The sequence below is a fragment of the Microcella sp. genome (genome assembly GCF_040286215.1).
Classification (GTDB): domain Bacteria; phylum Actinomycetota; class Actinomycetes; order Actinomycetales; family Microbacteriaceae; genus Microcella.
In genome coordinates this window covers 1-23,237 of record NZ_JAVKCK010000008.1, presented here as the reverse complement: position 1 = coordinate 23,237, position 23,237 = coordinate 1, and the positions used below count along the sequence as shown (strand labels likewise).

General features: G+C 69.5%; 20 protein-coding genes and 1 riboswitch. Of the genes, 14 read left to right on the top strand and 6 right to left on the bottom strand.

What is annotated here, in order from left to right:
* Window positions 1–22: 22 nt before the first annotated feature.
* Together RJQ01_RS04230 and RJQ01_RS04225 are read right to left on the bottom strand one after the other, a co-directional pair.
* Window positions 23–1,150 (bottom strand): BMP family lipoprotein, encoded by a 1,128-nt coding sequence (locus RJQ01_RS04230; RefSeq protein ID WP_350475474.1) that lies wholly within the window; start codon window positions 1,148–1,150, stop codon window positions 23–25.
* 222 nt (window positions 1,151–1,372) lie between these two features.
* A complete protein-coding gene (locus tag RJQ01_RS04225) occupies window positions 1,373–2,494 on the bottom strand; it encodes a mannose-1-phosphate guanylyltransferase (protein WP_350475473.1) in 1,122 nt (373 codons plus the stop codon).
* 92 nt (window positions 2,495–2,586) lie between these two features.
* Here RJQ01_RS04225 and RJQ01_RS04220 point away from each other — a divergent pair, with 92 nt between their 5' ends.
* The 9 genes from RJQ01_RS04220 (at window position 2,587) to RJQ01_RS04180 (ending at window position 11,345) form a co-directional block, all read left to right on the top strand.
* The gene (locus RJQ01_RS04220) at window positions 2,587–3,738 is read left to right on the top strand and encodes a glycosyltransferase family 4 protein (protein WP_350475494.1); all 1,152 of its coding nucleotides are present in this window, start codon (window positions 2,587–2,589) and stop codon (window positions 3,736–3,738) included.
* Window positions 3,739–3,844: 106 nt separating this feature from the next.
* Window positions 3,845–4,306, top strand: a complete 462-nt coding sequence (gene sdhC, locus RJQ01_RS04215; RefSeq protein WP_502885224.1) for a succinate dehydrogenase, cytochrome b556 subunit — start codon at window positions 3,845–3,847, stop codon at window positions 4,304–4,306.
* A gap of 1 nt (window position 4,307) precedes the next feature.
* A complete protein-coding gene (sdhD, locus tag RJQ01_RS04210; protein WP_350475472.1) occupies window positions 4,308–4,769 on the top strand; it encodes a succinate dehydrogenase, hydrophobic membrane anchor protein in 462 nt (153 codons plus the stop codon).
* Window positions 4,766–6,562 (top strand): succinate dehydrogenase flavoprotein subunit, encoded by a 1,797-nt coding sequence (sdhA, locus tag RJQ01_RS04205; RefSeq protein WP_350475471.1) that lies wholly within the window; start codon window positions 4,766–4,768, stop codon window positions 6,560–6,562. The genes sdhD and sdhA overlap by 4 nt, the downstream gene beginning before the upstream one ends.
* The gene (locus tag RJQ01_RS04200) at window positions 6,562–7,317 is read left to right on the top strand and encodes a succinate dehydrogenase iron-sulfur subunit (protein ID WP_350475470.1); all 756 of its coding nucleotides are present in this window, start codon (window positions 6,562–6,564) and stop codon (window positions 7,315–7,317) included. The genes sdhA and RJQ01_RS04200 overlap by 1 nt, the downstream gene beginning before the upstream one ends.
* A 76-nt stretch (window positions 7,318–7,393) precedes the next feature.
* On the top strand, window positions 7,394–8,461 hold the full coding sequence (locus tag RJQ01_RS04195) for a YihY/virulence factor BrkB family protein (RefSeq protein ID WP_350475469.1): 1,068 nt from the start codon (window positions 7,394–7,396) through the stop codon (window positions 8,459–8,461).
* 49 nt (window positions 8,462–8,510) lie between these two features.
* Window positions 8,511–9,356, top strand: coding sequence for an exodeoxyribonuclease III (locus RJQ01_RS04190; protein WP_350475468.1), 846 nt, complete (start codon window positions 8,511–8,513; stop codon window positions 9,354–9,356).
* A gap of 184 nt (window positions 9,357–9,540) precedes the next feature.
* Entirely contained in the window at window positions 9,541–10,545 is a 1,005-nt protein-coding gene (trpS, locus tag RJQ01_RS04185) for a tryptophan--tRNA ligase (protein WP_350475467.1), read from the top strand.
* A complete protein-coding gene (locus RJQ01_RS04180) occupies window positions 10,542–11,345 on the top strand; it encodes an HAD family hydrolase (protein ID WP_350475466.1) in 804 nt (267 codons plus the stop codon). Before trpS ends, RJQ01_RS04180 begins: the two co-directional genes overlap by 4 nt.
* 243 nt (window positions 11,346–11,588) lie before the next feature.
* On the opposite strand, the gene RJQ01_RS04175 is transcribed toward RJQ01_RS04180, so the two are convergent.
* From RJQ01_RS04175 to RJQ01_RS04160, 4 genes are all read right to left on the bottom strand, one after another.
* Entirely contained in the window at window positions 11,589–12,458 is an 870-nt protein-coding gene (locus RJQ01_RS04175; protein WP_350475465.1) for a DUF559 domain-containing protein, read from the bottom strand.
* 277 nt (window positions 12,459–12,735) lie between these two features.
* Window positions 12,736–14,250, bottom strand: a complete 1,515-nt coding sequence (gene glpK, locus RJQ01_RS04170) for a glycerol kinase GlpK (RefSeq protein WP_350475464.1) — start codon at window positions 14,248–14,250, stop codon at window positions 12,736–12,738.
* Window positions 14,247–15,989, bottom strand: a complete 1,743-nt coding sequence (locus tag RJQ01_RS04165) for a glycerol-3-phosphate dehydrogenase/oxidase (RefSeq protein WP_350475463.1) — start codon at window positions 15,987–15,989, stop codon at window positions 14,247–14,249. Before RJQ01_RS04165 ends, glpK begins: the two co-directional genes overlap by 4 nt.
* Before the next feature lie 98 nt (window positions 15,990–16,087).
* Complete coding sequence (locus RJQ01_RS04160; RefSeq protein ID WP_350475462.1) at window positions 16,088–17,098, bottom strand: sugar-binding transcriptional regulator; 1,011 nt, start codon at window positions 17,096–17,098, stop codon at window positions 16,088–16,090.
* A 259-nt stretch (window positions 17,099–17,357) separates the two neighbouring features.
* Between RJQ01_RS04160 and RJQ01_RS04155 the strand changes: the two genes are divergently transcribed.
* The 5 genes from RJQ01_RS04155 to ribH all read left to right on the top strand — a co-directional run bounded on the left by RJQ01_RS04155 (window position 17,358) and on the right by ribH (window position 23,058).
* Window positions 17,358–19,208 (top strand): alpha/beta hydrolase family protein, encoded by a 1,851-nt coding sequence (locus tag RJQ01_RS04155; protein WP_350475461.1) that lies wholly within the window; start codon window positions 17,358–17,360, stop codon window positions 19,206–19,208.
* A 121-nt stretch (window positions 19,209–19,329) separates the two neighbouring features.
* A riboswitch (FMN riboswitch) is annotated at window positions 19,330–19,463 on the top strand.
* Between the two features lie 83 nt (window positions 19,464–19,546).
* Window positions 19,547–20,671, top strand: coding sequence for a bifunctional diaminohydroxyphosphoribosylaminopyrimidine deaminase/5-amino-6-(5-phosphoribosylamino)uracil reductase RibD (gene ribD / locus RJQ01_RS04150; RefSeq protein ID WP_350475460.1), 1,125 nt, complete (start codon window positions 19,547–19,549; stop codon window positions 20,669–20,671).
* 4 nt (window positions 20,672–20,675) lie between these two features.
* Window positions 20,676–21,296, top strand: a complete 621-nt coding sequence (locus tag RJQ01_RS04145; RefSeq protein WP_350475459.1) for a riboflavin synthase — start codon at window positions 20,676–20,678, stop codon at window positions 21,294–21,296.
* Window positions 21,293–22,582: a 3,4-dihydroxy-2-butanone-4-phosphate synthase gene (ribB, locus tag RJQ01_RS04140; protein WP_350475458.1), complete on the top strand. Its 1,290-nt coding sequence runs from the start codon at window positions 21,293–21,295 to the stop codon at window positions 22,580–22,582. Before RJQ01_RS04145 ends, ribB begins: the two co-directional genes overlap by 4 nt.
* Entirely contained in the window at window positions 22,579–23,058 is a 480-nt protein-coding gene (gene ribH / locus RJQ01_RS04135; protein WP_350475457.1) for a 6,7-dimethyl-8-ribityllumazine synthase, read from the top strand. The genes ribB and ribH overlap by 4 nt, the downstream gene beginning before the upstream one ends.
* Window positions 23,059–23,237 lie beyond the last annotated feature (179 nt).

Sequence of the window (23,237 nt, the reverse complement as noted above, 5' to 3'; positions counted from 1 at the left end):
GGAGCCGAGGGCCCCGCGCCGACTACTGACCCGGCGTGGCGGGCGAGGTGACCTCGATCGAACCGTCGATGATGCCGGCGATGACCGCATCGATCTCACCCGCGAGCTCCGGGTCGACGAGCGACTCGAAGTCGTGGAACGACGCCAGGCCGACACCGTCGTTCTCGAGCGTGCCGACGTAGGGGCTGTTGTCGAAGTTGCCGTTCGCCGCAGCGATGACGACGTCGTAGACACCGTTGGCGATGTTCTTCAGCACCGAGGTGAGAAGCAGGTCGGCCACGCTGGGGTCGGAGACGTAGACGTCGGAGTCGACGCCGAGGAGCGCGATGTCGCGGCCGGAGTCGCGGATCGCCTCTGCGGCGCTCTGGTAGATCGGGCCACCGACGGGCAGCAGCACGTCGACGTTCTGATCGATGAGGCCCTGAGCCGTCGTGAGCGCCTCGGTGCCGGGGGCGAAGCCACCGGTGAAGGCGCCGGTCTGACCCTCGAAGTCCCAGCCGAGAGCCTGGACGTCGGTGCCCTTGACCTCGTTGTGGTACTCGACGCCCTGGACGAAGCCGTCCATGAAGATCGTCACCGGCGGGATCTGGATGCCGCCGAAGGTGCCGACGACGCCGGTCTCCGAGTAGCTCGCCGCCGCGTAGCCGGCGAGGAACGCCGCCTGGACGGTGTCGAACTGGATGGGCTTGACGTTGTCGCCCTCGACGAACTCGTCGATGATGGCGAAGTTGATGTCGGGGTTCGCGGCCGACGCGTTGGCCGTCGCCTCGGCGAGCAGGAAGCCGACCGTGATGATGATGTCGCAACCCTCGGCGACAAGGCCCTCGACGTTGGGCTCGTAGGCGTTCTCGTCAGCCGACTCGACGGCGTTGAACTCGACGCCGAGCTCGGCGGCGGCCTCCTCGAGGCCGTTGAACGCCGCCTCGTTGAACGAGCGGTCGTCGAAGCCGCCGGCGTCCGACACCATGCAGGGGTAGAAGTCGAGCGCCTCGGTCTCCTCGGGCGCCTCCGGCTCGGGAGCGGCCGCGCAGCCGGCGAGCACGAGTGCGCTGGCGCCGAGCAGGGCGAGCCCGCTGAACGCGCGCTTACGGGTGGTGTTGATCACTGTGTCCTCCAAAGTTGCCGCCCCGCTACCGATGGCGGGGCTCATGGGGCCACGTTAGCGAACGGGAAGCCTCCTCAGCAGTGCCGAAGGGCCCTGGTGACCGAAGCGTTACGAATCCGCGACGAGACTGTCATGTGCCGGAAATCCGCGGCATTCCGCGGCTCCTGCTGCGCTCGTGCGTACACTGCTGCTCAAATGAGCATCGCCGGGGGCGGGACTCGGTGCGGTTCAGCGCGGACGGTCGCCGGGCGCCCGCGGTGCGGGCGCCTACAGGAGGTCGTCGCGGCCGGAGTGCTTGATCGCGTCGACGACCGACTTGACGCGCTGAGCGTGCTCGCGCGTGGTCACGAGCAGGGCATCCGGCGTGTCGACTACCACGATGTCCTGCACCCCAATGAGGGAGATGAGGCGCGAGGAACGCGACACGACGACCCCGCTCGAGGAGTCGGAGAGCACGCGGGCGCCCTCGCCGAGGATCGCCAAGTCGCCCGTGCGGCCGTTCGAGAGCAGCTTGGCGAGAGACGAGAAATCGCCCACGTCGTCCCACGGGAAGTCGCCGCGCACGACCGCGAGGCGACCAGCCGCGGCCGCGGGCTCTGCCACCGAGTAGTCGATCGCGATCTTCGGCAGCACGGGCCAGGCCGCGTCCATGACCTGGGAGCGCTCGGAGGTGTCCCACGCCGCCGCAATCCGCACGAGGCCCGCGTGGAGCTCGGGCTGCGACCGGGCGATCTCCTCGAGCAGCCGGTCGGCGCGGGCGATGAACATCCCCCCGTTCCAGAGGTACTCGCCCGAGGAGACGTACTCGGTCGCCGTCGCGAGGTCGGGCTTCTCGACGAAGCGCGTCACGAGCTGGGCGCGCGGAGCACCCTCGACCGCGAGCGGCTCGCCGCAGCAGATGTAGCCGAAGCCCACGGAGGGCTCGGTGGGGGTCATCCCGATCGTCGTGATGTAGCCCTTCCTCGCAACCGCGACCGCCTCGCTGACGGCGCGGCGGAAGGCGTCCGCGTCGCCGATGACGTGATCGGCCGCGAAGGAGCCGATGACGACGTCGGCATTGCGGCGCACGAGGATCGCCGCGGCGAGACCGATCGCGGCCGAGGAGTCTTTCGGCTCGCTCTCGAGCACGATGTTGGCGTCCGTCAGATCGGGCAGCTGCGCCTCCACGGCGGCGCGATGGGCGCGGCCCGTGACGACCATGATGCCGTCGGTGCCCGTGAGCGGCAGAACGCGATTCCAGGTGTCGCGCAGCAGGGTGTGACCGCTGCCCGTCAGGTCGTGCAGGAACTTCGGAGCCTCGGCCCGGGAGAGCGGCCACAGCCGGGAGCCGACGCCCCCCGCCGGGATCACCGCGTGGAAGTCCGTCAGCGCGGTGGTAGTCGCTCGCATGCCCGTCACCCTACCGGCAACCCCCGTTCACGAAGGGGCCACCTGACGCACGGAGCATGAGGTCAGCGAAGGCTGGCGAAGGGATGCCCGACATGCGTGTAGCCGTGGTGAGCGAGAGCTTCCTGCCCACCGTCAACGGGGTCACGACCTCCGTCGCCCGGGTGCTCGAGCACCTGCAGCGCCGCGGCCACGAGGCCATCGTCATCGCCCCCGCCGCGGGGTCTCCGAGCGAGTACGCTGGCGCGCCCGTGCACGAGGTGCCCGCCGTTCTGTACCGGCGCTTCCCGGTCGGTATCCCGACGCCGCTCGTGCACCGCACCCTGACAGACTTCGCACCGGACGTCGTGCACGCCGCCTCGCCGTTCCTGCTCGGCGCCCACGCGATCGGCGAAGCCTCGCGGCTCGGAATCCCCAGCGTCGCCGTCTTCCAGACCGACGTCGCCGGATACGCGCGGCGCAACCGACTGAGCCTCGCCGAGGGGTTCGCGTGGCGCGTTGTGAACCTCGTGCACGACAAGGCAGACCTCACGCTCGCCCCGTCCAGCGCGGCCATGGCCGACCTTGCCGCGGCGGGAGTACAGCGCATCGCGCGCTGGGGCCGCGGAGTCGACCTCGACGGCTACCACCCGCGCACTCGGCTCGAGCCCGAGGTCGCCCGACTGAGACGCGCGTGGGCGCCGGACGGCGAGCTGCTCGTCGGGTACGTCGGGCGACTCGCGCCAGAGAAGCAGGTCGAGGCCTTCTCAGCGCTGCGCGGCGTGCCGGGCATCCGGATCATCATCGTCGGCGGCGGCCCCTCCGAGACCAGCGTGCGCCGCGCGCTCGGCGGCATGCCCGTCACGTTCACCGGCCCTCTGCACGGCCGCGAGCTCGCCCGCGCCTACGCGGCCCTCGACGTGTTCGCCCACACCGGCACGGAGGAGACGTTCGGTCAGACCATTCAGGAGGCGCAGGCGAGCGGCACACCCGTGATCGCTCCGCGCTCCGGCGGTCCCATCGACCTGATCGAGCACGGTGTGAGCGGTCTGCTCACCGATCCGCACGATCCTCGATCCCTCGCCCGCGCGGTGGGCGCCCTCGCTGCCGACCCCGGGCGCCGAGCTCGTCTGGGCGAGGCGGGGCGCCGATCGGTGCTCGGGCGCACCTGGGAATCGCTCGGGGACCAGCTCCTGGCGCACTACGAGAGCGTCGGCGCACGCACGCCCGTGCTGACACCGGCACTCAGAAAAGTCGACGTAGACTGACCCCTATCGGCGGCCACCAGTCGAGATAACGGAGTCCTCAGGACCCCGCGAGCACCCTCCGACGCGGAAGGCGCTCGTCGTCACCGTTCCCCAAGGAGGGTTTCTCGTGCCAGCGAAGGCAATGCCCGCAACAACAGGGGGTGCCGGAGCGAACCGCTCACCGGCGACCACCACCGTTCCCGCACCGCGACGATCGGTGATCCCCGGCGGCACCCTGTACCGCGGCAACGAGGGAATGTGGTCGTGGGTGCTGCACCGCATCACCGGTGTGGCCATCTACTTCTTCCTGCTCGTCCACATTCTCGACACAGCGCTGATCCGCGTGAGCCCAGAGGCGTACAACGCCGTGATCGGCGCCTACAAGACCCCGCTCATGGGCATCGCCGAGCTCGGACTCGTGGCCGCGATCGTCTTCCACGCGTTCAACGGCCTGCGCATCATCCTCGTCGACTTCTGGGGCGTCGGGACCCGACACCAGAAGGCGATGTTCTATGTGGTGATCGCCCTGAGCGTCGTCGTGATGCTCGCCTTCACTCCTCGCCACCTCATCAGCGTGTTCGGAGGCTGACATGACTACCGCAGACGTCTCCCAGCTGGATGCCCCGCGCAGCCCGCACGCGCGCTCGAAGCGCGGCGTGAACCTAGAGAAGTGGGGCTGGATCTACATGCGCGTCTCCGGCGTCATCCTCGTCGGCCTGATCTTCGGCCACCTCTTCGTCAACCTCGTGCTCGGCGACGGCGTCAGTCAGATCGACTTCGCCTTCGTGGCCGGCAAGCTCGCCGACCCGTTCTGGCAGTGGTACGACTTCTTCCTGCTCTGGTTCGCCCTCATCCACGGGTCGAACGGCATGCGCACGATCATCAACGACTACGTGTCGGCGCCGCGCGTGCGTGCCATCCTCCTCGGGGCCCTCGCCTCCTCGGCCGCCGTGCTGCTCATCCTCGGCACGCTCGTCATCTTCACCTTCGACCCCTGCCCAGCCGGCGCCGATCCCGCCCTCGTCGCATCCTTCTGTGGAGAACTCTCGTGAGCCCCGACACCGCCAGCACCGTCTCCCCCGCCCCGACCACGGTGCACCAGCACCAGTTCGACGTCGTGATCGTCGGCGCCGGCGGGGCGGGCATGCGCGCCGCCATCGAGGCCGGGCCGAACGCCAAGACCGCCGTCATCTCGAAGCTGTACCCGACGCGCTCCCACACGGGCGCCGCGCAGGGCGGCATGGCCGCTGCCCTGGCGAACGTCGAGGAGGACAGCTGGGAGTGGCACACCTTCGACACCGTCAAGGGCGGCGACTACCTCGTCGACCAGGACGCGGCGGAGATCCTCGCGAAGGAGGCCATCGACGCGATCATCGATCTCGAGAACATGGGTCTGCCCTTCAACCGCACGCCGGAGGGCAAAATCGACCAGCGCCGCTTCGGCGGTCACACGCGCGATCACGGCAAGGCTCCCGTGCGCCGCGCCTGCTACGCTGCCGATCGCACGGGCCACATGATCCTGCAGACGCTGTTCCAGAACTGCGTCAAGCTCGGCATCGAGTTCTACAACGAGTTCTACGTGCTCGACCTCGTCATGAGCGAGGGTCGGGCGGCCGGCGTGGTGGCCTACGAGCTCGCGACCGGCGATCTGCACGTCTTCCACGCGAAGAGCGTCGTCTTCGCCACCGGCGGCTTCGGCAAGATCTACAAGACCACCTCCAACGCGCACACGCTCACGGGCGACGGCGTCGGCATCATCTGGCGCAAGGGCATCCCGCTGGAGGACATGGAGTTCTTCCAGTTCCACCCCACCGGGCTCGCCGGGCTCGGCATCCTCCTCACCGAGGGCGCCCGCGGCGAGGGCGCGATCCTGCGCAACGCGAGCGGTGAGCGCTTCATGGAGCGCTACGCGCCCACCATCAAGGACCTCGCGCCGCGCGACATCATCTCGCGCTGCATGGTGCAGGAGGTCGCGGAGGGCCGCGGAGCGGGCCCGGAGAAGGACTACGTGCTGCTCGACTGCACGCACCTCGGAGCCGAGGTGCTCGAGACCAAGCTGCCCGACATCACCGAGTTCGCGCGCACCTACCTCGGCGTCGACCCGGTGCACGAGCCCGTGCCCGTCATGCCGACCGCGCACTACGCGATGGGAGGCATCCCCACGAACATCAAGGCGGAGGTGCTGGCCGACAACGACACCGTCATCCCCGGTCTGTACGCCGCCGGAGAGTGCGCGTGCGTCTCGGTGCACGGCTCCAACCGACTCGGCACGAACTCGCTTCTCGACATCAACGTGTTCGGCAAGCGCGCCGGCACCTACGCGGTCGAGTACGCGAACCAGGCCGACTTCGCACCGCTCCCCGAGGATCCCGCGAAGGATGTGCGCGAACTCGTGGAACGCATCCGCACCGCCGACGGCTCCGAGCGCATCGCCGCGCTGCGGCGCGAGCTGCAGGAGGAGATGGACCGCAACGCGCAGGTGTTCCGCACGGAGGAGTCGCTGAGCGAGGTCACGCAGACCATCGCGCAGCTGCGCGACAAGTACCAGAACATCGGCATTCAGGACCGCGGCAAGCGGTTCAACACCGACCTGCTCGAGGCGATCGAGCTCGGCTTCCTGCTCGACATCGCCGAGGTCGTCGTCTACTCGGCCCGCAACCGCAAGGAGAGCCGCGGCGGTCACATGCGCGACGACTTCCCCGACCGGGACGACGCCGAGTACATGCAGCACACGATGGCCTACCTCACGGGCGACCCGCGGTCGGGCGTCGCCGAAGACCACATCCGACTGGACTGGAAGCCGGTCACGATCACCCACTACCAGCCCATGGAGAGGAAGTACTGATGGCGACCGCCGCCCCCGAAGCTCCCGCAGCGGACTCGACCGCCGTACAAGCCTTCACCGTCACGCTGATCGTGCGCCGCTTCAACCCGGAGCAGGACACGGAGCCGTACTGGGAGGACTTCGACGTCGAGATGTACTCGACCGACCGCGTTCTCGACGCCCTTCACAAGATCAAGTGGGACCAGGATGGCACGCTCGCCTTCCGGCGATCGTGCGCCCACGGCATCTGCGGCTCTGACGCCATGCGCATCAACGGTCGCAACCGGCTCGCGTGCAAGACCCTCATCAAGGATCTCGACATCTCGAAGCCGATCTACGTCGAGGCGATCAAGGGCCTTCCCCTCGAGAAGGACCTCATCGTCGACATGGAGCCCTTCTTCGAGTCGTACCGCCAGGTGCAGCCGTTCCTCGTGGCGAGTTCGAAGCCCGAGAAGGAGCGCATCCAGTCCATCGAGGAGCGAGCCCGCTTCGACGACACCACGAAGTGCATCCTGTGCGCCGCGTGCACCTCGTCGTGCCCGGTGTTCTGGACCGACGGGCAGTACTTCGGCCCCGCCGCGATCGTCAACGCCCACCGCTTCATCTTCGACAGCCGTGATGAGGCCGCCCAGGTGCGCCTGGACATCCTCAACGACAAGGAGGGGGTCTGGCGCTGCCGCACGACCTTCAACTGCTCGGAGGCGTGCCCGCGCGGCATCGAGGTGACGAAGGCCATCGCCGAGGTGAAGCAGGCGATACTGCGCGGCACCCCGTAGGAGAGCTCGCGACGCTCTCTCCACGTGCGCTGTGAGAGCTCGGGGTCGCCGACGACTGTCTCGGTAGGGTGACGGGATGCCTCGACAGTCCTCGTCGCCCGTGAGACACGACACCGCGGAGCCGGAGGCCGCCTCGCTGACGGAGCGTGCCGGAGCGCTCGTCTCCCGTGTGCTCTCCTCGCGCCCCGTCCGCGTCGTGCAGCACTACGCCGGGAAGCGAGGCCCGATCCTCGCATCAGGCCTCGCCTTCCAGGCGATCTTCGCGGTCTTCGCCGCGCTGTGGATCGGGTTCGCGATCGCGGGCCTTGTGATCGCCACCAACATTGGTCTGCGCGACTCTCTCATCGACGTGCTCGCCCAGACCGTGCCAGGGCTGATCACGACGGACAGCCAGCAGGGAATCGTCGACCCTGAGGACCTCCTCGCGGCCAGCGTCGGCGCCTTCAGCTGGCAGGGAGCGATCGCGGCCGTCGTGCTGCTGCTCGCCGCGCTCAACTGGCTCGCCTCGGCGCGCGAAGCGGTGCGCTCCATCTTCGACCTGCCGATCCTGGAGCAGAACGTCGTCCTGCTGAAGCTCAAAGACCTCGGTCTCGCCATTGGCTTCGGAGCCCTGCTGGTGCTCTCCGCGGTGCTCTCCGTCGTGAGCACGCTGGCGTTCGATGCCGTGCTGGAATGGATCGGCATCCGCGATTCGACGACCAGCACAATCGTCGGCCGCCTCATCACCCTCGGCGTGATGTTCCTGCTGGACGCCGTGGTACTGGCGGCTCTCTACCGCGTGCTCGCGGGCGTGCGCATCCCGCTGCGGCGCCTGCGGCAGGGGGCTCTGATCGGCGCCGTCGCCCTGGGCGGCCTCAAGGTGCTCGGAAACAGCCTGCTGGGCGGAGCCAGCAACAACCCGCTCATCGCGAGCTTCGCCGTCTTCATCGGTCTCCTCATCTGGTTCAACCTGGTGTGCCAGGTGCTGCTCGCGGCCGCCGCCTGGGTCGCCGTCGGCATCAAAGACGACCGCATCGTGCTCGACGAGGACTACCTGGCGACACGGCTGCAGCAGGCGCGCGAGCTGCTCGACTACTACGACCCCGAGCCGGAGGATCCACCGGGATTCTGGACGCGCCTCAAGCGCCGCGTCACGGGCTCGTGAGCGACGGCGCTCGGTCGGCGACGACGGTCGACCTTCCTAGACTGGAGGCATGACCACCCCTCTGCGCATCGCAAGCGTCAACGTCAACGGAGTACGCGCCGCGTACCGCAAAGGCATGGGCGACTGGCTGGATGCCCGGGGGGTCGACATCCTCGCCCTCCAAGAGGTGCGCGCCTCGACCGACGACGTGACCGGTCTGCTGGGCGACGGTTGGCACGTGCTGCACGATGCCGCCACGGCGAAGGGCCGAGCGGGCGTCGCGCTCGCCGCCCGCCGACCGTTCGTCGCCCACCGCGTCGCACTCGGCGACGACGACTTCGACAGCGCCGGGCGCTGGCTCGAGGCCGACCTCGATGTCGACGGCACGACCCTCACCGTGGTGTCGACCTATGTGCACTCGGGCGAGGCCGACACCCCGAAACAGGTCGAGAAGTACCGGTTCCTCGACGCAATGGAGCGCCGCCTGCCCCAACTTGCGACCCAGAGCCCCTACGCCCTCGTCGTCGGCGACCTCAACGTCGGGCATCGCGAGCTCGACATCAAGAACTGGCGCGGCAACCGCACGCGCGCGGGCTTCCTGCCGCGCGAACGCGCCTACTTCGACCGCCTCTTCGGGCCGGCGGGCACGACCGTGGAAGGGGTCGACGGCTCGACCGGTCCCGGTCTGGGCTGGGTCGATGTGGGCCGTCGCTGGGCCGGCGAAGTCGACGGCCCCTACACGTGGTGGTCACAGCGCGGCCAAGCCTTCGACAACGACACCGGGTGGCGCATCGACTACCACGTGGCCACGCCAGCTCTCGCCGAGACCGTGCAGTCCTACACCGTCGACCGCGCCGCGTCGTGGGACACGCGGTGGAGCGACCACGCGCCCGTCGTGGTGGACTACGCGCTCTGACGCCTCCCCTCCCCCTTTCCCTTGTGCGCGTTCGCGGATCAGGAAGACTCAGCACGCGCATCCTGATTCGCCCTGGACACGCCGCTGGGCGAACGAAGCAGGGTCGCTGTTCCTGAACGGCGAACAGGACCCACGGGCGATGCCGGTGCATCGCGTCGCGCGCATCCCTGGAAGAATCGACAGCATGAGCCTCCCCCGCCTGTTCTCGGGCATGCAGCCCTCCGCCGCCAGCCTGCACCTCGGCAACTACGCCGGTGCCCTGCTGCAATGGCGCGACATGCAGGCGACCCACGACGCCGTGTTCTGCGTCGTCGACCTGCACGCCATCACCGTGCCGCAGGACCCGGCAGAGTTGCGAGAGCGCACCCGCCGCACGGCCGCGCAGTACATCGCCGCGGGCATCGACCCCGAGCACTCGACCCTGTTCGTGCAGTCGCACGTGCGCGCGCACGCCGAGCTCGCCTGGGTGCTCAACACCATTACGGGCTTCGGCGAAGCCTCGCGCATGACCCAGTTCAAAGACAAGGCGGCGCGGGGCGGGCTCGACTCGGCCTCGGTCGGGCTCTTCACCTACCCGATCCTGCAGGCCGCCGATGTGCTTCTCTACAACGCCGCGGTCGTGCCTGTCGGGGAGGACCAGCGGCAGCACGTCGAGCTCATGCGCGACCTCGCGGGGCGCTTCAACTCGCGGTTCGGGGACACGCTCGTCGCACCGGAGGTGCGCATCCTCAAGGAAACCGCGAAGATCTACGACCTGCAGAACCCTGGGTCGAAGATGTCGAAGTCGGGTGAGAGCCCCGCCGGTATCCTCTGGCTGATGGACGACGACACTGCTCTCACGAAGAAGATCAAGTCGGCCGTCACCGACTCCGAGGGTGCTGTGCGCTTCGACCCGGCCGAGAAGCCCGGCGTCTCGAACCTGCTGTCGATACTCGCCATCGTGACCGGGCGCGCCGTGGCCGATGTCGAGGCGGAGTTCGACGGGCTGCAGTACGGAGCCCTGAAAGGCGCTGTCGCGGAAGCCGTGGTGGAGGCGTTCCGCCCGATCCGCGAGCGCACCCTCGACCTGCTCGACGACCCCGCAGAGCTCGATCGGCTCCTCGCCGTCAACGCATCGCGCGCCGAGACCATCGCCGACGCCACCCTCGCGCGCGTGTACGACGCCGTGGGGTTCCTTCCCCGCGCGTGACGGCCCGGAGCTCGTCGGCCATCCGTGTTGTGCTGTTCGACCTGGATGACACGCTCATGGCGCACACGCGCGCCGTCGACCTCGCCATCGAGCGCGCGCAGGAGATCGCGGGGGGCGGATTCGCGGCGGACGACAGAGCAGCCGTGCGATCCCGCTGGCGGGAGCTCGAAGAGCGGCACTACGCGCGATACCTCAGCGGAGAGCTCGACAACCTCGGGCAACGCATCCACCGCGCGCGCGACCTGCATGCTCCGTACGGCATAGACCTCGACGACGAGGCGGCACTCGGCTGGTTCGCCGAGTATCTGGACGGCTACCGCAACAACTGGACTCTCTTCGATGACGTGCTGCCCGCTCTGCACCAGCTCGAGGCGACCATCGACGGCGTGCGGTTCGGCATCATCACGAACGGCGACCTGGCCTTCCAGACCGACAAGCTCGAACGCATCGCACTGTGGGAGCGCCTTGAGCTCACCGCCGTGCGCCGCGACGGCAGCGTCGACCACGCCACCCGTCGCGGCCGCGTCGTCGCTTCGGGCGAGCTGGGCACCCCCAAGCCGGATCCCGCCATCTTCGACGCTGCAGCCGCCGCCCTCGACGTGGCCCCGTCATCGTGCGCCTACATCGGCGACCGGGTGCGCACCGACGCGGTGGGTGCCCACGAGGCCGGGATGCTCGGCATCTGGCTCGACCGCGGCGAGGCGCGCAACGACACAACCGCCGAGGCGCACGTCACCTTGCCGGCGGGCGTGCCGAGCATCCGCAGCCTGCTCGATCTGCCCGCCCTGCTCTCCCGCTGACCCTGCCCGGCCTGCCAGCCCCCTGACCTGCCCGGCCTGCCCGCCCCCTGACCTGCCCGCCTTGCCCGCCCAACCCCACCCCGGCCGTTCTCGCTGCGCGTTCAGGAACGAAGCGCTCGCGAGCCGGACGGCGCGCCCGACACGCCGCGCCGGGGCGCCGACGCGCCCGTCCTTCCTGTACGCGCAACACCTCGGCGGGCCGGGCGCGGGCAACGTGCTTGGCGCGGGTGGCCCGCGTGCGCACTATTCACCGCGGGCGGTGGCCAGCGCGCGCCGAATTGCCCGCAGCACACCCGGGTGGTCGCGCAGCGCCTGGTGGTAGTTCACCCTCACGACGATGTAGCCGCGCGCGACGAGCTCGAGATCGCGATCGTAGTCGCGCCTCTGCTGATCGGCCGAACCATGCCACTGGGTGCTGTCCACCTCGACGATCACCCGCGCACCCACCACCAGGTCGACGAACCCGACACCCTCGATGCGCGCTTGAGTCCGCACCGCGAGACCCGCGTCGCGCAGCACCATCCTCACGATCGACTCTGTTCCCGACCCCGCGGCGCCGTCGATGTGGTGTAGCAGTCCCCTCGTGTCTGGTGTCAGCACGGCCTGCAGACGAGCGCGAGTCGGAGCCTCCAGCAGCCCCAGCCTCACAGCGGAATCGAGTACCGCGATGGCCTCGTACCGAGGCTGGCACCGGATGACCTGCGCGAGCGCATCCACGATGGATACGCTGCCCCGCACGAGGTCGAGTGGCTCCGCGAGTGCCGACCAGTGCCGTACGTGGGTCGGGTCGTCCGGCGCCACGATCCGCCTCGACGGAAGCTCGCGCAGGCGCGATGCTCCGCTCTCCAGCCAGACGTGCGGCAGAGCATCCGGCGGAAGCCACATACCGTGGCCCGATGCGGCCGTGACGCAGGCCGCTACCCCGCCGACTCGCAGGGCCGCGCGGTGGTGGGCCGGATCCCCGGGGAGCGCGTAGTGGCCGATACGCACCCGCAGGAGGTCACCGCGATGCACGGCCGCGGCGATCCCCCGGGTCGTGACGCCGCGCTCGCGGAGCTCGCGGGTGCGCAGCGAGAACTGCCCGGCCGCGCGGAAGGCCTGCAGTGCGTCCATGCCGACGAGAGTGCCCGGCGGCAACCGGTCAGTCGGCACCTCTCCAGGATGTGTGCAGAACGGGCGGCCGCGCGCGGCGGGGGACGAGCATCCCCGTTGCCCGTTCAGGATGGTGGCCGCGCAGGCCCGGTCTCGCCGCGCGACGCGCCGTCGAATCAGGTGCAGGTCATCCCGCTTCCTGAACGCGCAACAGGTGCGCGGGGCGGGTGCGTGGGGCGGGGGCAGCGGGGGCGCGGGGCAGCGGGGGCGCGGGGCGGCGGGAGCGGAGTGGCGCGGGTTACGCCTCGCTGTCGTCGTCCACCCAGTCGAAGGTGCGGGTGACTGCCTTCTTCCAGAGGCGCAGGCGGCGCTCGCGCTCCTCCTCCTCCATGCGAGGCTCCCAGCGCGCGTCCTCGCGCCAGAGCGCCCGCAGCTCGTCACGGGACTCCCAGAAGCCCACGGCGAGACCGGCGGCGTAGGCGGCGCCCAACGCGGTCGTCTCGGCGACGGCCGGCCGCACGACGGGGATGCCAAGGATGTCGGCCTGGAACTGCATGAGCAGCTCGTTGGCGGTCATCCCGCCATCGACCTTGAGCTCAGCGATGGGCACATCTGTGCCGGCGTCGGCGGCGTCGAGCACCTCCCGCGACTGGAAGGCGGTCGACTCGAGCGCCGCGCGGGCCAGGTGGGCCTTCGTCACGTAGCGGGTGAGGCCCACGATCGCGCCTCGGGCGTCTGGCCGCCAGTACGGGGCGAAGAGGCCGGAGAACGCTGGCACGATGTACGCGCCGCCGTTGTCGTCCACCGAGCGCGCGAGCGTCTCGACCTCCGGCGCTGAGGAGATGAGACCCAGGTTGTCACGCAGCCACTGCACGAGTGAGCCGGTCACGGCGATGGAGCCTTCGAGGGCGTAGCGCGGCGCTTCGTCGCCGAGCCGGTAGGCGACGGTCGTGATGAGACCGTGCTCGCTGCGCACGATCTCCTCCCCCGTGTTGACGATGAGGAAATTGCCGGTGCCGTAGGTGTTCTTCGACTCACCTGCGTCGAAGGCGACCTGACCGAAGGTGGCCGCCTGCTGATCCCCGAGGATGCCCGCCACGGGCACCTCGCGCAGCAGGGAGTGCGTCGACGCATGGCCGTAGACCTCGGCCGAGGAGCGGATCTCGGGCAGCATCGAGCGGGGCACGCCGAACGCGTCGAGCAGCGCGTCGTCCCAGTCGAGCGTCCGGAGGTCCATGAGCAGTGTGCGGCTCGCGTTGGTCACGTCGGTCGCGTGCACGCCGCCCTCGGTGCCACCGGTGAGGTTCCACAGCACCCACGTGTCGGTCGTGCCGAACAGCAGCTCGCCTGCCTCCGCACGCTCGCGTGCGCCGTCCACGTTCTCGAGGATCCACGCGATCTTGCTCGCACTGAAGTAGGTGGCCAGCGGCAGGCCCGTCTTCTCGGCGAAGCGGCGAACGTCTCCGTCGGCGATGCGATCGACGAGGTGCTGCGTGCGGGTGTCTTGCCACACGATGGCGTTGTAGACGGGCTTCCCGGTGGCGCGGTCCCACACGACGGCGGTCTCACGCTGGTTGGTGATGCCGATCGCGGCGATGTCGTGGCGCGTGAGATTGGCCTTGGAGAGCGCCTGGCCGATCGCCTCGCGGGTGTTGTTCCAGATCTCCGCCGCGTCGTGCTCGACCCAGCCCGCGTGCGGGAAGATCTGCTCGTGCTCAAGTTGGCCGACGGAGACGATCGCTCCCTCGTGATCGATGATGATCGCGCGGGTGCTCGTGGTGCCCTGGTCGATGGCGACGATGTTCTGACTCACGTTCGGTTCCTTCCTGGGGCGGGCGACGGTGCCTCGATCCCGGTGACGCCGTGCTTCTCCCGCAGCAGTTCTGCTGACTCGGCGATCTCCTCGGCGATGCGTCCAGCATCCCATCCGAGCGGCGTGGCGGCGAGCTCGGCGAGCTCGGCGAGGGTGCTGTACCCGACTTCGCCGATGAACGCCATCGAGGTGCGCCGCAGCACGATGTCGCTGAGCCGCGCGACCCGTTCGGCCTCGATCAGGTGCATGATCTCGGCGCGGGAGTAGCCGGGCGCGGTGGCGAGCGGCGCATCCCCGTCGGTCGCGATGCGCTGCACGATCTGCTCCGCGCTCGTGCCGTAGCGGTCGAGGAGGGTCTCGACGCGGTCTCGCGGGATGCCCGGCGCGACGCGTTCCGCCCACTCGCGCCGAGCATCCGCGGTCGTGGGGTAGCCGACGGCGCCGCCGATGAGGCGCCCGTCGGTGCTGACCGCACGGTCGCGCTGCAGAAGCTCGAGGACACGATCGCTCAGCTGCTCGCCGAGCGCACGGAAGGTGGTCCACTTGCCGCCGATGAGGCTCAGTACTGTCGTCGACGCGACGCGGCGCGACTCCACGCGGTAGTCGCGCGAGATCTGCCCGGTCGACGCGGCGTCCTGCCGCGGCAGGGGGCGCACGCCGGAGAACCGGAACACGATCTGCTGGCGGTCGACGGCGATGGCCGGGAAGACGTGCCGGATGAGCCCGAAGAAGTAGTCGACCTCGCCCTCCGTGCAGACGATGGGGTCGCCCATATCGTGCGGCAGGTCGGTGGTGCCGACGAGCACGCGCCCCTTGAGCGGGTAGATGAGCACGATGCGGCCGTCGGTGAATTCGAAGAAGATTTCCCGACCGGCGCAGGCGGCGAGCAGCTCTGGATGGTCGAGGACGATGTGCGAGCCCTTCGTGCCGCCCATGTAGTGGGAGGCGTCGCCGAGGGCGGCGTTGGTGAGGTCCGTCCAGGGGCCTGAGGCGTTGACGACGACCGAGGGATGCACCTGCCAGGTCTGCCCGCCGATGACGTCGCGCAGTCTCACGGCGCCGTCGGCATCCATTCCTACGGCCTCGACGTAGTTGAGCGCTTGCGCGTGCGCGCCGGCCTCCAGCCCATCGGTGAGCACGTCGAGCGCGAGGCGCTCGGGGTCGTGCATGGAGGCGTCGTAGTAGGTCGCGGTCCAGCGCACATCGTCTCGCAACTCGGGCAGGAGCTGCTTCGAGGCACGCGCTCCGCGGAACTGGTGGCGGGGCACCCTGCCCCCGTCGCGCGAGAACAGGTCGTAGATCGTCAGCCCGGCCTTGATGATGAGCGCACCGCGCTCGCGGCGCTTCGTGGGTCGCAGCCCGAGGAACTTGAGGGGAGCCTGGATGATCGAGGAGAAGGTCGAGAAGATGGGGATCGTCGTCGCGAGCGGGCGCACGTAGTGCGGGGCGAGGCGCAGGAGCGCGTTGCGCTCGTGCACGGACTCCTTGACGAGGCGAAACTCGCCGTTCTCGAGATACCGGATGCCGCCGTGGATCATGTGCGAGGACGCTGCCGAGGCCCCCGAGCAGAAGTCGCCGCGATCGACCAGCACGACTCTCACCCCGTTGAGCGCGAGATCACGGAAGGTGGCGATGCCGTTGATGCCCGCTCCGATCACGAGTACGTCGACGGAGGTGGCCTTCTCGCGCGCGTCGGCGAGGAGTGCGGAACGTGAGAGGGTCGCGGGTGATGCGGTCATCGGATCGGGGAGCCCATCGGTCGAGGCGGGTGGGTGTCGCTCCCATCTTGACCAGACCGACACATCCACCCAAAGCGAATGCACAAACGTGCAGTCCGTCAGGCGAGCGTGCGCTCCCGTCGCACGGGCTCCGACGCCCGCCCCTGCTGCTCCACCACGCGGCTGGCCAGGCTCTCATCGAGCACGAGATCGGTGATGAGCCCCGCCGCGAGAGCGCCGCGCAGACTCGCGAGCTTCTGCACGCCTGAGACGACGCAGACGCGCCTGGCGACCTTGCGCAGCCGATCGAGACTGGGTCCGGATGCACGACTGTTCAGCGCGATGCCGTTCGAGGTGCCATCCGGTCGGTAGAACACGGTGGCCACGTCGCCGGCTACCCCGTCGTCGCTGAGACTGCGGTAGTCCTCGGCGTCGAGGTAGCCGCCGATGTACACCTGGCTCGGTATCTCGGCGAAGGGGGAGCCGAGGCCGAAGATCGCGAGGTCCAGCCGCGCCTGGATGTCGAGCAGTCGCTTGGTGCTCCGTTCCCGCCACAGCCCCTCTTTCGTGAGCGGGTCGTCGAAGAAGGCCGGCACGGGGAACTGCTGGATCTGCGCGGAGTATGCCGCACTGAAGCGCTGGAGGATCTCGCTCGCGTAGTCGATGCCCGTCGTCTGGGTGTTGCCCGCGCCGTTGAGCTGCACGACCACCGTGTTGTGCACCGGCTTGGCCACGAGATGCCGACTGATCGCACCCACCGTGGACCCCCAGGCGACGCCGACGATCATGTTCGAGTCGACGAAGCCTCCGAGGATCCGCCCGGCCGTCATCGCGACCCGCTCGAGCCGATCCACGTCGCTAATCGACTCGGGCATGGGGACGACGTGCGCGGTGACCCCGAACCGGTCGTGGATCTCCTGCTCGAGTGCGGAACCGCGGTCGAAGGGCGAGGTGATGCGGATGTCGACGAGCCCGCTCTCCCGCGCGAAGCTCAGCAGCCGCGACACCGTGGAGCGCGATGTGCGCAGCTCGGTGGCGATCGCCCCCATCGTGAGGTCCTGCAGGTAGTACATCTTGGCCGCCTTGAGCGCGGTCGCCGCTTTGGACGCCTCTGGACCTGTCTGGGGCATCGCCGCGAATCCTCCTGAACGTATGTGCACGTGCGCTGGTCGAACATGCAGGAAGGACACTACGGGGGGTGCCCGGAGGAGTCCACTGGCACGCACGTTTGTGCAAAATTGGCGTTCGGCGCCTCTGAGCGTGGGCCGTCAACTTAGTGTCCTGAGAGGACGAGCCGCACCGTTCGTCCCCCACCCCCGTCACGGCGCTGTGGCACAGCACCGCGGTCGCCGAGCCGTGACAGTTCACAACGAAGGAGTTTGAACTCTCATGAGACAAACACTGATGAAGCGCAACGGCTTCTGGCTCGTGCTCGCGCTCATCTTCGCCCTGATTTCCGGCATCGGCGCCTCGCTCGTCCAGACCTCCGGCGGCAGCGTGAAGGTCGATGACCTGAAGTGGGAGACCGCCTCCGGTCGATCGCTGAATGCTCTGCTGTTCACGCCGGCGAACGCCACGGCGGAGAACCCGGCGCCCGCGATCGTCGTGAGCCACGGCTGGTGGAACAACCGCGAGATGCAGACCCCCAACTACGTCGAGCTCGCGCGCCGCGGCTACGTGGTCATGTCGATCGACATGTACGGGCACGGCAACTCCGACCCGCTCCCCGCCGACGAGCTCGCCGTCGGAGGCACCGGCATGTACGACGCCGTCCTGCTGCTGGCCGACCTCCCCTACGTGGATCGCGACGCCATCGGCGTCACCGGCCACTCCAATGGCGCCCGCGCCGCGAACTTCTCCGTGCCGATCGACGACGCCTCCGGTGACCCGCTGATCTCCTCCATCCTGCTCGTCGACAACGACCCGCTCTACGTCGACGGAGACGGCATCTACACGAACGTCTACGGCTCGCGCGATGTCGGCCTCATCCAGGCCCAGTACGACGAGTTCTTCTTCCGCAGCTACGACGAGAACGGCGTGCAACTGACCGCACCGCGCGACTACCTCGGCACGCCCAACGCGCAGTCGTTCCTGAACTTCGGAGCAGACCCCGCCACCCTCACCGAGGAGCGTGAGGGCAGCACGATCTACACCGAGAACATCGACGGCACCGAGGCGGTCCGCGTGATCTACTCCCTGCCCCAGACGCACCCGTGGAGCACGACGTCCAGCACGGCTGTCGGGCACCTGGTCGACTACTTCGAGGAGACCCTCCCGGCGCCGACCCCGCTCGACGCGGGCAACCAGCTCTGGCAGCTCAAGGAGTTCTTCACCGCCCTCGGGCTCGTCGGCTTCGGCATCATGCTCGTCGCGATCCCGCGCGCGCTGCTGACGACCTCGGCCTTCCGCCGACTCGCCGTCGCGCCGGGCGAGATCGCGCCGCTGGCCGGGCGCATCCCGAAGATCTGGTTCTGGGCGGGGCTCGCCGTCTCGGTCGTCATCTCGGCCTGGAGCTACGTGCTCGTCAGCCAGACCCCCGCGGTGCTCGGAATCACCTTCAACGTCGTGCCGTCGTTCATCCCCACAGGCTCCGTATTCTTCATCGGCGTGTGGGCGGCGATCAACGGTCTCGCGGCCGCGGTCATCATGATCGGCGCGTACTTCGCCTTCGGGCGGAAGTCGGGCATGAGCCTGCGCGCCTCGGGGGTCCTCCCCGGCTGGAAGAACTTCTTCCACGGCATCGGGCTGGCCCTGACGACGGTGTTCCTCATGTACGCGGTCGTGTTCCTGGTCGACTACCTCTTCAAGACCGATTTCCGCCTCTGGGTGATCGGCGTGAAGTGGTTCACGCCGGACAAGTTCGGCTACGCGCTCGTCGTGCTGCCGCTGTTCCTGATCTACTTCGTGGCGAACTCGATCGCGATCAACGCCTTCAACCGGGTCACGATCGCGGGCCGCGAGTGGGTCAACACGGCGATCCTCGCCCTGGCGAACTCGCTCGGCCCGATCATCCTGGTCGTGGCGCAGTACACGACGTTCGCGGTCACGGGCAACCTGATCCCGGGCTTCGGGGGCATCTTCAGCATCTGGCTGTTCCCGGTGATTCTGATCCTCGCGGTGACGGCGATCGTGTCGCGCAAGCTGTACCGCGCGACGGGCAACCCGTACATCGCCGGGTTCCTGAACGCCACGGTCGTGGTGCTCATCTCGGTGTCGAACACGCTGGTCATCACCTACTAGCGTCCGCACCCTCGACGGCCCCCGCGCAGCACCGCGCGGGGGCCGTCGTCGTGCCGCGAGTTCCCAGGCGACGTGCGGGAATACTCCAGGGCTCTCGATGTTGACTACCCTGAACAGAGAAAACGTGTTCCGGGGTCGGTGAAAGTCCGAGCCGGCGGTGAGAGTCCGCGACCCGCGAGCGACGACGAGTCGCAGACGGTTGAACCGGTGGAACTCCGGTACCGACGGTGAGAGTCCGGATGGGAGGAGCACGCGAGCGGTAGCCTGCCGACGCGACCCCGGACGACCCTGAACGCGCGACGACCCTGAATGCGCAGAGGACCCGGGAAGACCATCGGATGACCAGCACCGACGCACTGCAGGACGAGGCGACGACCATCGCGACGGCGATGCGGCGCGCCCTGAGCCTGGCGCTGCACGGGCCTGTCACGGGAGGCAACCCGCAGGTCGGCTGTGTGCTGCTGGACGCGCGCGGCGAGATCGTCTCGGAGGGCTGGCACCGGGGGGCGGGCACCGCCCACGCCGAGGTGGATGCTCTCGCGCAGCTCGACTCCGCTCGAGCGTTGACGGCCCAGGGCCTCGCCGCCGGCTCACGACCGGCCGAGGGCCTCACCGCGGTCGTGACGCTCGAGCCGTGCAATCACACCGGGCGCACCGGCCCGTGCGCCCAGGCCCTCATCGACGCCGGGGTCGCGCGCGTCGTGTACGCGATCGACGACCCCGACCCGCGCGCGGGCGGCGGGGCCCAGCGCCTGCGCGCGGCGGGCATCCCCGTCACCGGAGGCGTGCTCGCGGACGAGGCGACCGCGCTGCTCACCCCCTGGCTCACGAGCGTGCGCGAGGGGCGCCCCTGGGTGACCGTCAAGTGGGCCTCCACCCTCGACGGCCGAGCGGCCGCCGCCGACGGGTCGAGCCAGTGGATCACGGGCGCCGCGGCCCGGCTGCGCGTGCACGAGCAGCGCGCCGCGCACGACGCGATCGCGGTCGGCACCGGCACGGTGCTCGCCGACGATCCCTCGCTCACGGCCCGCGGCGATGGCGGCGAACTGCTGCCGCACCAGCCCGTGCCCGTGGTCATCGGCGAGACACCCGTGCCCGCGGGCGCGCGCCTGCGCGAGCACCCCGCTGGCCTCATCGAGCTGGGCCATCGCGACCTGCACGCCGCGGTGGGCGCACTCGCAGAGCGGGGCGTGCGCAGGCTGTATGTCGAAGGCGGCCCGACCCTCGCGAGCGCGTTCCTGCGCGCCGGGCTCGTCGACGAGGTGCTCGTATACCTCGCCCCCCTGCTGCTCGGCGGGCCGCGACTCGCCCTCGACGACCTGGGCATCGACTCGATCGCGCAGGGGCTCCGGCTGAGCATCCGCTCCGTCGAGTCCCTCGGAGCCGACCTGCTCGTCACCGCCCGCCCGCATCCTGCCCCCGGCGCTCCTGCCCGCGGCCGCTCGACCCTCGAGGAGAGGTAGCACTATGTTCACCGGACTGATCGAAGAGCTCGGCGAGATCGTCGCGCTCGCTCCCCATGGCGACGCCGCACGGCTGACAGTGCGTGGGCCCCTCGCCGTGAGCGATGCAACGCATGGCGACTCCCTCAGCGTCATGGGGGTGTGCCTGACGGTCGTCGAGCAGGGCAGCGACTGGTTCACGGCTGACGTCATGGGTCAAACCCTCGCCATGTCGACGATCGGCGCGTGGAGCGCGGGCGATGCGGTGAACCTCGAGCGCGCCGCCGCCGTCGGCGACCGTCTCGGCGGCCACATCGTGCAGGGTCACATCGACGGCACCACGACCGTGCTGCAGGTGGGCGAAGCGGGCCAGTGGCGCGTTCTGCGGTTCTCCCTCGACGCCGCGCACGCGCCGCTCGTGGTCGACAAGGGGTCGATCGCCGTCGACGGGGTCAGCCTCACCGTCAGCGCCGTCGGCGACGACTGGTTCGAGGTGTCGCTCATCCCCGAGACGCTCAGCGCGACGACCCTCGGACGCCTCGGCGTCGGGGATCGCGCGAACCTCGAGACGGACATCCTTGCGCGGCACATCGCGCGCCTCGCCCGTTTCGGGTCAGCCGCGCACGACGGAGAGGGCCTGTCATGAGCATCGGCACGATTCCCGAAGCGCTGGACGCGCTACGCCTGGGCCGACCCGTCCTGGTGGCTGATGACGAGAACCGGGAGAACGAGGGCGACGTCATCATCTCGGCCGAGCTCGCGACAGCAGAGTGGGTGGCGTGGTCGATCCGGCACACCAGCGGGTTCCTGTGCGCGCCAATGACGGCGGAGATCGCCGACTCGCTCGCCCTGCCCCTCATGGTGCCCGACAGTGAGAGCGAGGACCCCCGTCACACCGCCTACACCGTCACTGTCGACGCCGCCGAGGGCCTCACCACGGGTATCAGCGCCGGCGACCGCGCGCGCACACTGAGGGTGCTGGCCGACGCCGCGTCGACGCCGGCGAGCCTGCACCGCCCGGGTCACATTGTGCCCCTTCGGGCCCGCCCGGGCGGGGTTCTCGAACGCGCCGGTCACACCGAGGCCGCCGTCGACCTCATGGCGCTCGCCGGTCTTCGCCCGGTCGCCGCGATCGGCGAGGTCATCGCCGACACCGGCGACATGATGCGCCTGCCTGAGCTGATCCGCTTCGGCGAGGAAGAGGACCTCGTCGTCATCACGATCGTCGACCTCATCGCCTTCCTGGAGTCGGGTGCGACGTACGTGCCGGCCTCCGACGGGCCGCGCAGCACGCGTCCCAGCAGCGTGAGCTTCGAGGTCGCGACGACGGTGCCGACCAGTCACGGCCCCTTCACCATGCGCGCCTACCGCGACCGCAAGACGGGCGCCGACCACGTCGCCATCATCAGCGGGATGCCCCGGGACAACATGATCGTGCGCGTCCACTCCGAGTGCCTCACCGGGGAGGCCTTCGGCTCCCTGAAGTGCGAGTGCGGCCCCCAGCTCGATGCCGCCCTGGACACGATTCAGCGCGAGGGCGGCGCCGTGCTCTACCTGCGCGGTCACGAGGGGCGCGGCATCGGCCTCATCAACAAGCTGCGGGCCTACCGCCTCCAGGAGGAGGGGTACGACACCCTCGACGCGAACCTTGCTCTCGGCCTCCCCGCCGACTCCCGCGACTACGAGGCCGCTGGCGACATCCTCCACGACCTCGGCGTGCAGCGCGTGCGGCTTCTCTCGAACAATCCGGAGAAGCAGCGCCAGCTCGTGCAGTACGGCATCGAGGTGACCGAGCTGGTGCCGCTCGTCGTGGGCGTGGGAACCGACAACGAGGGCTACCTCGGCGCGAAGCGCGACCGCATGGGCCACCGACTGCCCGATACCATCACAAGCGCACCCGTGCTCTCCACCCTGGAAGGAACCACCTCATGAGCGGCGCAGGAGCCCCCACCCTCACCACCGACGGCACCGGCATGACCATCGCGATCGTGGCCGGGCAGTGGCACGCCGAGATCTCCGACGGCCTGCGGGCTGGAGCCCGCCGAGCCCTCGAGGCCGCCGGCGCGACAGTCGTCGAGTACGCCGTGCCCGGCTCGTTCGAGCTACCCGTCGTGAGCAGGGCTGTTCTCGACGCCGGCGCCGACGCGGTCGTCGCACTCGGCGTCATCATCCGCGGCGGCACCCCCCACTTCGAGTACGTGAGCGCCGCCGCCACCGATGGTCTGACCCGCGTCGCCCTCGACACGGGCAAGCCAGTCGGGTTCGGCGTGCTCACCCTCGACGACGAGCAGCAGGGGCTCGATCGCGCCGGCTTGCCAGGCTCCCAGGAGGACAAGGGGGCGGAGGCCGCCGAGGCCGCCGTCGCCACCGTGCACGCGCTGCGCGCCGCTCACCGCCTGGGCGGGTAGGGCCCCCGGCTGCCGGTCAGCAGCTGACCCAGCGCGCTGCCGCCCGCGTGAAGCTGTACGGCTCGTTCGGCACACCACCGTGCGTCATCGCGAACAGGATGCACGTACCCGCCATGCTGCCCGTGTTGCCCGGCTTGTACAGCGACGCACGGTGACCGCTGGAAGCCCACCACTTGTCC

Excerpts from the sequence above, each read along its gene's own strand:
- RJQ01_RS04230 (WP_350475474.1), bottom strand. The coding sequence starts at position 1,150 with ATGAGCCCCGCCATCGGTAGCGGGGCGGCAACTTTGGAGGACACAGTG.
- RJQ01_RS04225 (WP_350475473.1), bottom strand. The coding sequence starts at position 2,494 with ATGCGAGCGACTACCACCGCGCTGACGGACTTCCACGCGGTGATCCCG.
- RJQ01_RS04220 (WP_350475494.1), top strand. The coding sequence starts at position 2,587 with ATGCGTGTAGCCGTGGTGAGCGAGAGCTTCCTGCCCACCGTCAACGGG.
- sdhD (WP_350475472.1), top strand. The coding sequence starts at position 4,308 with ATGACTACCGCAGACGTCTCCCAGCTGGATGCCCCGCGCAGCCCGCAC.
- RJQ01_RS04200 (WP_350475470.1), top strand. The coding sequence starts at position 6,562 with ATGGCGACCGCCGCCCCCGAAGCTCCCGCAGCGGACTCGACCGCCGTA.
- RJQ01_RS04195 (WP_350475469.1), top strand. The coding sequence starts at position 7,394 with ATGCCTCGACAGTCCTCGTCGCCCGTGAGACACGACACCGCGGAGCCG.
- RJQ01_RS04190 (WP_350475468.1), top strand. The coding sequence starts at position 8,511 with ATGACCACCCCTCTGCGCATCGCAAGCGTCAACGTCAACGGAGTACGC.
- trpS (WP_350475467.1), top strand. The coding sequence starts at position 9,541 with ATGAGCCTCCCCCGCCTGTTCTCGGGCATGCAGCCCTCCGCCGCCAGC.
- RJQ01_RS04175 (WP_350475465.1), bottom strand. The coding sequence starts at position 12,458 with ATGGACGCACTGCAGGCCTTCCGCGCGGCCGGGCAGTTCTCGCTGCGC.
- RJQ01_RS04165 (WP_350475463.1), bottom strand. The coding sequence starts at position 15,989 with ATGACCGCATCACCCGCGACCCTCTCACGTTCCGCACTCCTCGCCGAC.
- RJQ01_RS04160 (WP_350475462.1), bottom strand. The coding sequence starts at position 17,098 with ATGCCCCAGACAGGTCCAGAGGCGTCCAAAGCGGCGACCGCGCTCAAG.
- RJQ01_RS04155 (WP_350475461.1), top strand. The coding sequence starts at position 17,358 with ATGAGACAAACACTGATGAAGCGCAACGGCTTCTGGCTCGTGCTCGCG.
- ribD (WP_350475460.1), top strand. The coding sequence starts at position 19,547 with ATGACCAGCACCGACGCACTGCAGGACGAGGCGACGACCATCGCGACG.
- RJQ01_RS04145 (WP_350475459.1), top strand. The coding sequence starts at position 20,676 with ATGTTCACCGGACTGATCGAAGAGCTCGGCGAGATCGTCGCGCTCGCT.
- ribB (WP_350475458.1), top strand. The coding sequence starts at position 21,293 with ATGAGCATCGGCACGATTCCCGAAGCGCTGGACGCGCTACGCCTGGGC.
- ribH (WP_350475457.1), top strand. The coding sequence starts at position 22,579 with ATGAGCGGCGCAGGAGCCCCCACCCTCACCACCGACGGCACCGGCATG.